Genomic DNA, 12918 nt, shown 5'->3' on the forward strand with positions numbered 1-12918 from the left:
TGTCCTGCGCGGCAGAAATGTTTCGAAGTTTGGCAAAGCGCAAGCAAAATCATAGATGCCCACTCAACCCATTCATTACAGACTATGCTTGAAAAATTTTTCGGCTACGGTTTGGTAACAAGCTTTTAGCCTCGCTATACAGGATATTTTCACAATGGCCAGTTTCGGTTCCTCCAAACGCAATGTATTCAAACCTACAGCGTACGGCAACACGCGCCGCCCGCGCCGCATACCTCGCTGGATGGTCTTGATGCTGACAGGCATTGTGCTGGGCGCGGGAGGCCTGCTGTTTCTGCAAAAAAGCTACGGCCCCACCCGGCTCACGGTTGAACAATCGGAGCAGTTGCACAATGATCTGAATAGCGCCAATCTCGACAAACAGCGCCTGCAATCGCAGCTCAACCAGGCAACGCACGACCTGAACGAGGCCAAGTCCAGCCTCAGCAGTCAATCCGCCCAGCTCAAGGCGGCGCAAGAGCAAGTCGTCAAAACCAATAACGATCTGCAATTGTTCGCCGATGCCATGCCGCCCGACCCCCGTGGCACCTCTCCGGGCATCCGCTCGGCCACGTTTAAAAACAATGCCGGGCAGCTCGATTACCAGATACTGGTCATGCAGGATGACAATAAAAAAGCCACTACCTACAACGGCCAGCTTGAACTGGTCGTAGCCGGCCGCTATGCCAATGGCAAATCCAATACCATCACCTTGCCGCCGATGGACGTGTCGCTGCAGCAATACACCTACGTGCGCGGCAGCCTGCCCTTGCCCGAAACCTTTACCGCTCGTCAAGTGACCATCCGCATCACGGATCAAAACAGCAAGCACATCAGCGCCACACGCACGCTTCGCGTGCTGCGCTAAAGCACCACCCCTACAGACATCGTCGCGGTGGCGTAGGGGCGAGCCTGGTGCCCATCCGATCGACCGGGGCCGGCCCTTTTCGCAGCGAAAGGCCGGCGCGTTTTTTGGTTCGAGTTGTTTACGGGATTCGATGGGTGGGTAGCTTTGGTATTTATGGTTTTGGTATTTAAAGGCGCCGTCTATCGGGGCTAGGGTCAGGCCCGGCACGGCGTGCTTGATCCGGATCTACCTCGTCCAGGCGGGCGTCGGGCCAACTCGCGTCGCGAGCGCCGCTCAAACAGGGCCCGCCGAAAGCCCCCGCCTTCCCTACGGTAGCATCCGGCGCACGCCTTACGCCGGTCCTGACCCTAGCCCCGATAGACGGCTCGCGTAATGGCATGCCTGGAATGAACTTGCCGGCCCCAGCATATACCTCTATGCATTCCCTCAACGTAAGCCGCAGGGTGGGCGGTGCTGTGCAGTCCGGCGGTAGTCCAGCGCCGGGTGCTGACGAAGGGAAGGCGGGGGCCTTCGGCGGGCGCTGTCTGAGCCCGGCCTCGCGAGGCCGGGCGAGTTCGCCCGACGCCCGCCTGGACGAGGCAGACCCGGGCAGTCGGATAGCGCAGCTAGCCGACCGCTGGACGTGCCGGACTGCACAGCACCGCCCACCCTGCGGCGTCTTTATAGAATTAACCGTCACCAACACCGCAACGCACAGCCCAAAGTCATCGCTCAAGCCAATACGCCTGCGGCGACCGGCGGGAGGTGCAGATCCATGCCTAAAAACGGCTCAAAACGAAAGCCACTAAAACACGTTCAGCCCTGTAAACACCCGAGCCGAAAATGCTCTAGCCTACATGCTGCAGGAAGTCCTTCAGCCGCTGGCTGGGAGGATTGCTTAACAACTCGCCCGGAGGACCATCTTCGGCAACCTTGCCTTGATCGATGAAAATCAGGCGACTGCCCACCTTGCGGGCGAATTCCATTTCGTGCGTCACCACGATCATGGTCATGCCCTCTTCAGCCAGCACCTGCATAACCTTCAATACCTCGTGACGCAACTCCGGGTCGAGCGCCGAAGTGGGCTCATCAAACAACATAAGATGCGGCCGGATGGCCAGGGCACGGGCAATGGCCACGCGCTGCTGCTGCCCTCCCGAAAGCTCGCCGGGATAATGATTGACCCGCTCGGCCAGCCCCACCTTGTCCAGCAAGGCGATAGCTTCGGCCCGCGCCTGCTTGCGGCCCGTGCCACGCGTATGAACTGGGCCGAACATCACATTCTCGAGCGCAGTCAGTTGCGGAAACAAATTGAACTGCTGGAACACCATGCCGGCCTCGCGGCGCAGCTCGCGAATTTGCGCCCCGCTGCCACGCACGCTCAGGCCATTGACGACAATGTCGCCGCCTTCAATGGTTTCGAGCACATTTATACAGCGCAGGAACGTCGATTTTCCCGACCCGGAAGGCCCGACCACCACAACGACCTCGCCCTGCTCGATACATAAATCTATACCGTTGAGCACCGTGCTCGAACCAAAGCGCTTGATTACATTTTTGAATTCGACCATGCTCATACGATGCGAGTCCTGTGTTCGACAAATTTAAGAGTCAGCGCAATGATCCCCGTAAGAATCAGGTAGATGACCGCCACCGCGCCCCAAATCTCGACGGAGCGAAAATTGCTGGCGATAATTTCCTGGCCTTGCCGGGTAAGCTCGGCCACGCCGATCACAATAAATAGCGACGAGTCTTTAAGGCTGATGATGCACTGGTTGCCCATGGCGGGAATCATGCGGCGCAGGGCCACAGGGCCGATGATATGAAGCAGGATCTTGTAGAACGGCAAGCCCATGGCCTGCCCGGCCTCTTTCAACCCTTTGGGCACCGCCAGAAGGCCGCCGCGGACAATTTCGGAAATATAGGCGCCCGAATTGATCATCAGGGTAAAGACCGCTGCCGAAACGCCATCGATGCGCCAACCGAAAATCAACGGCAGCGCAAAATAAATGAACATGACCTGCACAACGATCGGCGTGCCGCGAATGACCAGCACGTACACCTGCGCCAGGAACGACAGGGCCACCGGCACATACGAAAAAAACCGCACTATCAGGGCAACAAGAATAATGGCCTTGACCAGCCACCAGCCCCAGTCGGGCACACCAGGCAAATAACTGCTTGCAATCCATGAGGCCAGTTTTGCCAGAATATAAATAACGACCAGGCTGGCGATGGCGATCGCGGTGTTCTTCCACGTAACCAGCACCTTGATATATGTCGTGGTTACGCCGGTTAAAAAGCCGATCAGGGTGCCGCCGACCAAACCCAGCACCGTGATTTGAATCGTCATTTTTGTGCCGTCCCACAGGCTGGGCAATGCATCCCAAATCGCAGACCAGTCAAAAGTCACGTTGTTTGCCTCGTAAATTTGGCCGCTGCATGCATGAAACGGCCGTCAAATGAAAAACGGCGATCCGGTGGTGACACTTGATCGCCGTCGCAGACTAAAGAACGATTTATTGTGTTTTAGAGGGTTTTTTGCCAAACCATTTTTCGTAAAGAGTATCGTACTCGCCGCTGGCCTCGACAGCCTTGAGCGCCTTGTTGACCACGGGCACCAAGTCACTGCCTTTGGGAAAGCCTATGCCGTAGTAGTCGCCGCTCTTGAGCGCACCGACGACCTTGACCTTGCCGTGGCCGCCTGTTTTCGCATAGTACTGAACGTTGGGAGTGTCGTGCACCACAGCATCGACACGGCCCGTAGCCAGTTCCAGGAAAGCATTATCGATATTCGGGAATAATTTGAGCTTGGCCCCGGGCACATTCTTTTTCAGATAGTCGACCGTGGCCGTGCCAATTTTGACGGCCACTGTCTTGCCGTCCAGGTCTTTGGCGGTTTTGATGGTGTCGTTATTGCTGGCCACCAGAATCGCCAGGCCGCTCTCATAATAAGGATCTGAAAAATCGATCACTTTTTTACGATCGTCGCGTATCGTAATGCCGGCCAGTGCCGCATCGATATTATGGGTTTGCAAGCCAGGAATGATCCCGTTGAAATCCATAGGCTGCAGACGATATTTGAGGCCTGCCTGTTTGGCGATGGCCGCCCACAGTTCGATATCGAAGCCTGTGTATTTTTCACCCTGCTTGAACTCGAACGGCACAAACGCCGTGTCGGTCGCCACGACGAGTTCTTTGCTTTGCGCCACCGCACTGGTTGCGGGCAAAACCATTACCAACGCCAGGCCGGCCAACGCCGCTTTAACTTTGTTTTTAAACATTCAAAAACTCCTTGATTTTGGGGGCTGCACCGTTAAATGAAGATGCGCCCGAAGGCACCAATTTCCAGACCACTCGTGATGATCGGCCGTGCCCAGGATCGGTAACCCAGACACGCTATTCCCCGAGCGAGCTAGCATAACGCCAACTCGGCCGGAAAACAAAAGTTCAGGCAAGCCTGAACTCTTTAAATCCCGATTGCGGTAGAAAACCTGGGGTTTCTACTAAGAGGCCTATCCCTAAAATGCCGGAACAATCGCCCCTTTATATTTTTCAAGAATGAAGTTTCGGGTGGCTGGACTATTCAAGGCAGCCATCAGCTTCTTGATGGCTGCCGAATCCTTCTTGGCCGGCGTAGTTACCACGATATTGGCGTAAGGCGAATCGGAACCTTCGATAAACAGCGCATCCTTGATGGGATTGAGGCCGGCTTCAAGCGCGTAGTTGGTATTGATCAAGGCCAGATCGACATCGGGCAACACGCGTGGCAAAGTAGCCGCCTCGAGTTCCTTGAATTTCAATTTCTTGGGATTTTCGACGATATCGCGCGAGGTAGCCAGGATGTTCTTAGGATCTTTCAGCTTGATCAGACCCTGTTTTTGCAGCAGCAACAAGGCACGCGCACCATTTGAAGGGTCGTTGGGCACGGCCACCAGGGCTCCGTCTTTAAGGTCGCCGATTTTCTTGATCTTCTGGGAATACGCGCCAAAAGGCTCCACATGCACCAGTCCTACGGAAACCAGATGGGTGTTGTGCTCTTTATTGAATGTGTCCAGATAAGGTTTGTGCTGGAAGAAATTCGCGTCGATATGGCCGTCGGCCACCTGCTGATTGGGCTGGACGTAATCGGTAAATACCTTGATGTCCAACTGCACGCCTTCCTTGGCCAGAACCGGCTTTACGAACTCGAGCAGCTCGGCGTGGGGCACCGGAGTGGCGGCCACACTGAGCTTTTCAGCCTGCGCGGCACCTGCAAACAAGGTGGCGGAAATGGCCACTGCCGTACTGAATTTTTTCAAAAACATCGAAAACTCCATAGAACACATTACTTCCGGTTTAATCGCAAGACCAGGCGATCGCCCAGCATCTGAAAAATCTGCACCAACACAACAAGAATCACGACCGTCACGATCATGACATCGGTTTGATAACGTTGATAGCCAAAGCGCAAGGCCAAATCGCCCAGCCCTCCGCCCCCAATCACTCCCGACATGGCCGAATACCCGACAAGCGCAATCGCCGTGACGACAATCGACGCGACAATGCCGGTCGTCGCCTCTGGAATCAGGGCCATCAACACGGTTTGACGCGAATTTGCTCCCATTGCGCGACAGGCCTCGGTCACGCCGGGATCCAGCTCGCGCAGCACATTCTCGACCAGGCGCGCAAAGAATGGCGCAGCGCTCAGCACCAGTGGCGGAATCGACCCTTGCACGCCGAGCGATGTCCCGGCCAGGACGCGCGTCAGGGGAATCATCACGATCAGCAAAATCAGGAACGGCACCGACCGCAGGACATTCACGATAAAAGACAAGACCTGGTACAAAGGGCCGTTCGCCAGCATCTGGCGCTCGCCGGTCAGGAATAGAACAATGCCCAGCGGCAAACCTATCAGTACGGTAAACAGCAGGGAAAATCCCGTCATGAGCAAGGTGTCAACCGTGGCTTCGGCAATCAGCGCCCAATCGATATTGGCAAACATCATGGCCGCAACACCTCGCATTCAAGGCCTTCGGCCACGAAAAATTCCGCGATCCGCGCCAATGAGGACTCTTCTCCGTCCACAGCCAGCACCAACTGTCCGTAGGGCGTTTCTTTGATGCGGCCGACCGCCCCCTGAAGAATGCTCAGGTTCACGTTCAAATCGCGGCTGATACGGCTCAAAATCGGCTGCACCGTTGAATTGCCACGAAAGCTCAGGCGTATCAAATGCCCCTGAATGCCATTGGCCATGCCGCGCCAGCCCTCCGCATCAACGCCGCTTTCAGACAAGAGCGATTGTGTGACAGGATGCCTGGGATGCAGGAACACATCCAGCACTTCGCCCATCTCGACAATCAAGCCGGCGTCGATGACCGCCACACGATCACATACCGTGCGGATCACATCCATGCCGTGCGTAATCAGGACTATGGTCAGGCCAAGGCTCTTGTTGATGTCCAGCAACAGGCGCAAGATGGATTGAGTGGTTTCCGGGTCCAATGCCGAAGTCGCCTCGTCGCACAACAAAAGCCCAGGCTTGTTGGCAATCGCGCGCGCAATCCCTACACGCTGCTGCTGCCCCCCGGATAATTGGCGCGGATACTTATTGGCATGCTCGGCCAAGCCGACCAGAGCCAGGACTTCGTGCGCGCGCTCCAACTGCTCCGACCGCGGCAAGCCTGCCAGCCGCAGGGGAAAGCAGACATTATCAAGCACGCTGCGCGAACGCAGCAGATTGAAATGCTGGAACACCATACCCACACCCAGCCGGAATTCCCGCAGCTTCGAGTCGGAAAAAGTCGTGATGTCCTGTCCGCGCACCCAGACATTGCCCTGAGAAGGACGCTCCAGTAAATTGAGCATGCGTATCAAGGTGCTTTTACCGGCGCCCGAACGCCCAATGATGCCAAATACCTCTCCCTGCCTTATTTGCAAATCGATACCGGCCAGTGCGTGCGAAACGCGACCGGCCGAAACATAAGTTTTGTGTATATTTTCCAGGCGTATCAAGGTGCGGGTTTCAACCAAAAAAACTACGCATAAAGCGCGAAGAAGTGGAACGATAATTTAACATAACCGTATTTATTTTTTTATTAGAAACTAATTACTTTTGGAAATATAAATGCGGTTGACGCTGAGCTGAAACGAAAAGTTCGTCGAGACAGGAAAAACCTGGAGATGCGAGCACAGGATCGGAGGATCATTCTTTTCCGACGAGAAAACGGCTATCGCGTATTTAATGCAAGGGGTGAACCATCGGACAAAAAGAAGGGTATTATCATGAAAAATTATCCCTATACAGAGCCGATCCATAAAAAAACAAGGTTTTGTAGAAATGCCAATTCGCCAAAAGCCCAATAAAAAACCGCCACGCCCTGAACTTTTCCGGGCCGCGCTTGTTGGCGCCACCGCGCACCCTGAAAAAACGATTTTGTTCGGCACCCATTGAGCAACCAGCAAGGACGCCCCATGTAATGCAGACAAAATCCGATAATGCAGCGAACAGGCCTGAAGTGCGCGCGAAATGCCGGGGAGGATAAAACATGACGCTCAACATACGATATTTTCGAAGTATCTATGCACAAATGTTTCTGGTCATATGCGTTGCCGCCATTCCCACCTTTATCGGCCTGACGTATTACGTCCTCCAACAACGAAGCCGCCTGCAGGACATCAGCCAGCAAAACGCCCAGCGCTATGTAGATCTGGCCGCCCGCAACGAAAACTGGCTGCTCAAGAGCTCCATGGAAACCTTGAATGCAATCGCTTCAACTCCTTTGATTCAAAACAGCGACTGGAAACTTTGTTATCAATATTTCTCGGACCTGCTCCGCCAGCACGGCAACCGATACACGAACTTTGGCGTCATAGGCACCAATGGCGAAGTTCTTTGCAGCGGAGTCTCGGCCAATGTCGAGAAGATGCCCTACCTTGGAGATCGCCCGTACTTCAAACGCGCACTGAGTAGTACAGGCTTTGTCGTCAGCAACTCCCTGATGGGCCGAATATCGGCCACCCATACCATCACGGTGGCAACCGCATTGCGCAACAACGAGGGAGCGCCGCGCGCCGTGCTCTTCGCCGCCCTGAACATGGCGGTCGTGTCGCAGATCCAAGACCACACATTGCCAAGCCGCAGCGACGATCTCACTATCCTCGACAGGCACGGCACCATCCTGACCACATCGTCGACAGACCTGGGAACACCCGGCGAGGCCCTGAAAAACAAAGACATCCTGAACCTCATAACGCCCCAGAACAAGGGTGCCAAACTGATACGCGGCAGCGACAACAAGGATTGGTTTGTCAGCTATGCCAAAGCGGGAACCCCGGACGATCCCGGCGCCCTGGCCGTTATCTATAGAAACCCTGCGTCCGGCCTGTTGTCCGAAATCCAGCGCAGCTTCTGGATAGGAACCGCCGTCACCGCCCTTCTGATGCTGATGGCGCTCTTCGCCGGCTGGGCCGGAACCCACGCCATTCTGGGCCGCAATATTCGAAAACTGACAGAAGCAGCGAAACGCCTCAGGAAACGTCAATTCGATACCCGGATCGGAAACCAGGTCTTCGGCCAGGAATTCACCGAAATCGCCAACCAGTTCGACAAAATGGCGGAAGAACTGGGCGCCAGCGAGCGACAATGGCAAGTCTCATTCCAAAGGCAGCAAGGCCAGAACGACATCTTGCGCAGAATTGCACAAGACGGACGCCTTGACGACACGCTAATCTCCCTGACCCACTTCGCCGAAGGCCAGATCGACGGCACCATCTCGTCGATCCTGCTGCTCTCGGTCGATGGAACGCGGGTGAGCTCATGCATCGCACCCAAGCTCCCGGCATCTTTCTGCGACTCGCTGATCAGCGCCGTCGTCGGGGCCAAAACCGGATCTTGCGGTGCCGCCATCAGCGAAAAACGGGTCGTCATTACCGAAGACATCAGCAGCGACCCGCTCTGGGAAGATTATCGGGAACTGGCTCTGGGCCACGGCCTGCGCGCATGCTGGTCGCATCCCATTATCTCGTCCGGCGGGCGCATCCTGGGCTCATTTGCCCTGTATTATCAAAGCCCGCGCTCTCCCAAGCTGGAAGAACTGCAAATGGGCCAGATGGGCGCCGAACTGGCGGCCGTCGCCATTGAACGCAGCCGTATCGCAACCGCGCTGGAACAATCCGAAGCAGAGTACCGGCTTCTCTTCGAAAGCAACCCCGATCCCATGTGGGTATGCGACGCCGCAAGCGGCCGGATACTGGCGGTCAATGACCAGGCCATACAACACTACGGCTTCGACAGGCACGAATTCCTTGCCATGTCCGACAATGACCTGCAGGCCGACGATCCGGCATCGGCCGACATCTCGAAGCTCGAGTCCCAGAGCGCCCACTCCCTGAACCAGGCGGTCCGCCTGCATCGCAGAAAAGACGGCAGCCTCATTTCTGTCGAGGTGTCGTTCTTCCCTCTCAGCTTCGGCGAACGCGACGCGCGGCTGACCCTTATACAGGACATTACCGAACGCAAGACGCTCACCCAGAACATCCGCGAACGCGACGAGTTGTTCATGCTCCTGATGGAATCGACAGCCGAAGCCATCTACGGCATCGATCAGGAAGGGCGCTGCACGTTCGCCAACCAGGCTTGCGCCAAACTGCTCGGATACACCACTTCCGAATTGATCGGCCACCGCTTGCATTCCCTGATTCACAGCAAACACGAAGACGGCCGTCCTTACCCACAGGAAGACTGCCCGATACACCGCGTATTGACCACCAAACGCCATGTCCACATAGAAAACGAAGTGCTATGGCGCAAAGACGGAACCGCCCTGCCGGTCGAGTACTGGTCGTACCCCATGCGACGCGGCGACAAGGTCGTCGGATCGATCGTCACTTTCCTGGATATCACCGAACGCCGCCGCCACAACAACGCCCTGACATACCAGGCCACGCACGACTCGCTCACGGGTCTGTTCAATCACGCCCACTTTGCATCCCGGATCAATCAGGTGCTGCGCAGAACCAGCCAGCCCAAAACACCCTTCGCCATTCTGCTGCTGGATCTGGACGGCTTCAAAGAAATCAACGACTCCCTGGGCCACCACGCCGGCGACGTCCTGCTCAGGCAAGTCAGCGAGCGTCTGAAGCAAATTTTCAATAGCGGCGCCACAATTGCCCGGATCGGCGGAGACGAATTCGCCATTCTTCTTGAACAATGGGTCGAGCGCTCCTCACTGGATACCTTTGTCAATAGTCTCTTGACGCAGATCAGAACGCCCTTCGTCCTGAATGGCATGGAGATCCAGATCAGTGGCAGTGTCGGGGTCGCTATCTACCCCGACAACGGCAGAGACCTGAACAGCCTCATGCGCAATGCCGACCAGGCCATGTACCAGGCTAAACGGGAAGGCATGGGCTACGCTTATAGCGACCCGTCCAAAGACCAGCAAACGCCGAATCGCCTGTTGCTGATGAACCAATTGCGACACGCCTTGGACAAGGAAGAATTCGTGCTGTATTACCAGCCCATGCTCTCGCTGAACAGCGCGGAGAGGATTGGTTTCGAGGCGCTCATCCGCTGGAAGAATGTCGAGCGTGGAATTTTGTATCCTGCCGAATTCATGCCGATGATCGAGCTCAGCGACCTAATTCACCCCCTGACGCTGTGGGTCATCGAGAATGCCGTCATGCAATGCAGCCAGGAACGGAAAAAGGGGCATCCGATAACCATTGCAGTAAATATTTCGACGCGAAATCTGTTGGACATCAGCCTTCCGGGGAAAATCCAGGAAATTCTCAAACGCCACGATCTGAAAGCCGACTGTCTTGAACTGGAGATTACCGAAAGCTCCATCATGGCCGACACGATCCGATCGCTGGATGTCCTGACCAGGCTTCACAATATTGGCGTGGGAATTGCCATAGACGATTTTGGAACCGGCTATTCGTCGCTGGCCTATCTGCAGAAGCTTCCCGTCGACAATCTGAAAATCGATCGTTCATTTGTGATGGACATGAGCAAACACGCTGAAGCGCACACAATCGTGCGATCGATCGTGGGCCTGGCACACAGCCTGGGGGTGTCCGTCACGGCTGAAGGAATAGAAACCGAATGGGCCTTGAAGCAATTGACCGATTTGGGTTGCGACTATGTACAGGGCTATCACATTGCCAGGCCGATGCAGGCCGACCAGATAGGGCCGTGGCTGGAACAGCGGCAGCAGGAAGCCGTGGCATGACACATAGGTATCCTGTGGGCCGTGCGCGGCCCGACGCAAGGAGAAGTGAAACGGCATCCTTTGTAGGTGCCGTTGTTTTCTTATAGCTTGCGCTTCTAGAGCATTTTTGGGTTGAGTTGTTTATGGGATTCTTCGATGGATGGGGTATTGGTATATAAAGACGCCGTCTATCGGGGCTTGGGGTCAGGGCCGGCACGGCGTGCTTGATCCGGATCTACCTCGTCCAGGCGGGCGTCGGGCCAAACTCGCTACGCCGCTGGCGCGGCTGCGCTCAAACATGGCCCGCCGAAAGCCCCCGCCTTCCCTACGGTAGCATCCGGCGCACGCCTTACGCCGGCCCTGACCCCAAGCCCCGATAGACGGCTCACGTTACGGCATGCCTGGAATTGCATCACGGGATGCCTGGAATTTACGTGCCTGCACCCATGCCTCTATCACGTGGCCACTACACCACGATGTGCCAAACCCTGGATTTACTAAGCGCCCAACGCTTCAACGTATACCTCGATGCATTGCCTCAACGCAAGCCGCAGGGTGGGCGGTGCTGTGTAGTCCGGCGGTAGTCCAGCGCCGGGTGCTGACGAAGGGAAGGCGGGGGCTTTCGGCGGGCGCTGTCTGAGCCCGGCCTCGCGAGGCCGGGCGAGTTCGCCCGACGCCCGCCTGGACGAGGCAGACCCGGGCAGTCGGGGCGCGTAGCGACACGACCGCTGGACGTGCCGGACTGCACAGCACCGCCCACCCTGCGGCGTCTTTATAGAATTAACCGCCGCCTACACAGCAACGCTCAGTCCAAAGTCACTACCCAAGCCAAAAAACGGCTCAAAAACAAAGTCACAGAAACACGTCCAGCGCCGTAAACACCTGAACCGAAAATACTCTAGTCTTTCCGATGCCCAGTGTGCTTGTCGGCCTTTTCCTTCAGATAGGCAGTGACCTTCTGTTGCTGCGCGCCATCAAGCGCATCCCAGACGGCCAGCCATTTCTGAGTGAGCTGGTCACGACTCGCGCCCATATCTTTTTTCCACATGTCATCAGCCGCCTTCTGGGCGGCATGAGGATCGATCTTGCCCGTATCCAATTGTGCTTTTTGTTCTTGGCGCGCTGTTCGTTTCAAGTCATGCAAAGATTTTTGAAACGCGTCTTGTGCCGCCTGCGCATCGGCAAGCAGTTTCATCTGGCTATCGTTCAGTTTCAGCGAGTTCACCACCTTGTGCTTGACAGTGCCAAAGCCTGGCACCACCAAGGCCATGCCCTTTTTCTCATGATGACGCTTTGTCGCACGAGGCACGGTCTGACTGGCGCTGGCGGGCGCAACACTTTGCGTGGCACTGGCAGGCGCATCTGAGGGTGCCGCCATTGCCGCACCTTGCAGCGCAAACACCACTGTCAGCACCGCAAACTTAGCCAAAGCGGGTATTTTAAAATATGACATAGTGATTATTTCCATTTATGGACAAGGAATCGCAAGTCAGCTCCTTCGCAACCATGAAGCAAGCCTTGCAGGCGATATTAACCCCCCGGAGCGCCCCCGGGGTGAACCGCAGCGCGCTCGCCATTTCCACAAATAAATAATCGCAACCCCATAACAACAAACGGCAGGTCGAACGTGATTCGGCCTGCCGTCGGATAAGTGCTTAATGCATATAGGGTTTCTGGTGGGTCGTGCGCGACTCGAACGCGCGACCATCGGATTAAAAGTCCGGTGCTCTACCAACTGAGCTAACGACCCAACAAAGAACGAGATTATGAAGAATAATTTTTTTACTGTCAAATTGACCAGTATATTGGCCCCCTCGGCATCAAGCCTTTGCGTCCGCCTCTAAAATAACAAAGAACGCATCCGATTCCAGCATCGTTGTC

The 12918-nt window shown here is 55.8% G+C and carries 10 protein-coding genes and 1 tRNA gene; 2 read left to right on the forward strand and 9 right to left on the reverse strand.

All coding sequences use genetic code 11. From position 1 onward, the window contains the following. The first annotated feature begins 154 nt into the window (after nucleotides 1-154). On the forward strand, nucleotides 155-865 hold the full coding sequence (locus LSG25_RS07955; RefSeq protein WP_232744142.1) for a DUF6776 family protein: 711 nt from the start codon (nucleotides 155-157) through the stop codon (nucleotides 863-865). Nucleotides 866-1692: 827 nt separating this feature from the next. Here the strand turns inward: LSG25_RS07955 and glnQ are convergent. The 7 genes from glnQ to LSG25_RS07990 form a co-directional block, all read right to left on the reverse strand. Then, entirely contained in the window at nucleotides 1693-2421 is a 729-nt protein-coding gene (gene glnQ, locus LSG25_RS07960; protein WP_305072067.1) for a glutamine ABC transporter ATP-binding protein GlnQ, read from the reverse strand. Then, nucleotides 2418-3257 carry an ABC transporter permease subunit gene (locus LSG25_RS07965; protein ID WP_370635972.1) on the reverse strand — a complete coding sequence of 280 codons (840 nt, stop codon included), beginning with the start codon at nucleotides 3255-3257 and terminating at the stop codon, nucleotides 2418-2420. The genes glnQ and LSG25_RS07965 overlap by 4 nt, the downstream gene beginning before the upstream one ends. Before the next feature lie 106 nt (nucleotides 3258-3363). Further along, nucleotides 3364-4128, reverse strand: coding sequence for a glutamine ABC transporter substrate-binding protein GlnH (glnH, locus tag LSG25_RS07970; RefSeq protein WP_232744143.1), 765 nt, complete (start codon nucleotides 4126-4128; stop codon nucleotides 3364-3366). 237 nt (nucleotides 4129-4365) lie between these two features. After that, entirely contained in the window at nucleotides 4366-5151 is a 786-nt protein-coding gene (locus tag LSG25_RS07975; RefSeq protein ID WP_232744144.1) for a MetQ/NlpA family ABC transporter substrate-binding protein, read from the reverse strand. Nucleotides 5152-5171: 20 nt separating this feature from the next. Further along, on the reverse strand, nucleotides 5172-5831 hold the full coding sequence (locus LSG25_RS07980; protein WP_232744145.1) for a methionine ABC transporter permease: 660 nt from the start codon (nucleotides 5829-5831) through the stop codon (nucleotides 5172-5174). Beyond that, nucleotides 5828-6838 (reverse strand): methionine ABC transporter ATP-binding protein, encoded by a 1011-nt coding sequence (locus LSG25_RS07985; RefSeq protein WP_232744615.1) that lies wholly within the window; start codon nucleotides 6836-6838, stop codon nucleotides 5828-5830. Before LSG25_RS07985 ends, LSG25_RS07980 begins: the two co-directional genes overlap by 4 nt. A 268-nt stretch (nucleotides 6839-7106) precedes the next feature. Further along, nucleotides 7107-7385: a hypothetical protein gene (locus LSG25_RS07990; protein WP_232744146.1), complete on the reverse strand. Its 279-nt coding sequence runs from the start codon at nucleotides 7383-7385 to the stop codon at nucleotides 7107-7109. Here LSG25_RS07990 and LSG25_RS07995 point away from each other — a divergent pair. Further along, nucleotides 7372-11058 carry an EAL domain-containing protein gene (locus LSG25_RS07995; protein WP_232744147.1) on the forward strand — a complete coding sequence of 1229 codons (3687 nt, stop codon included), beginning with the start codon at nucleotides 7372-7374 and terminating at the stop codon, nucleotides 11056-11058. The genes LSG25_RS07990 and LSG25_RS07995 overlap by 14 nt on opposite strands. Before the next feature lie 877 nt (nucleotides 11059-11935). Here LSG25_RS07995 and LSG25_RS08000 read toward each other — a convergent pair. Beyond that, nucleotides 11936-12490 (reverse strand): hypothetical protein, encoded by a 555-nt coding sequence (locus LSG25_RS08000; RefSeq protein ID WP_232744148.1) that lies wholly within the window; start codon nucleotides 12488-12490, stop codon nucleotides 11936-11938. Nucleotides 12491-12711: 221 nt separating this feature from the next. Beyond that, nucleotides 12712-12787, reverse strand: a tRNA-Lys gene (locus LSG25_RS08005). Nucleotides 12788-12918: the final 131 nt, after the last annotated feature.

The organism is Paralcaligenes sp. KSB-10, assembly GCF_021266465.1.
Classification (GTDB): domain Bacteria; phylum Pseudomonadota; class Gammaproteobacteria; order Burkholderiales; family Burkholderiaceae_B.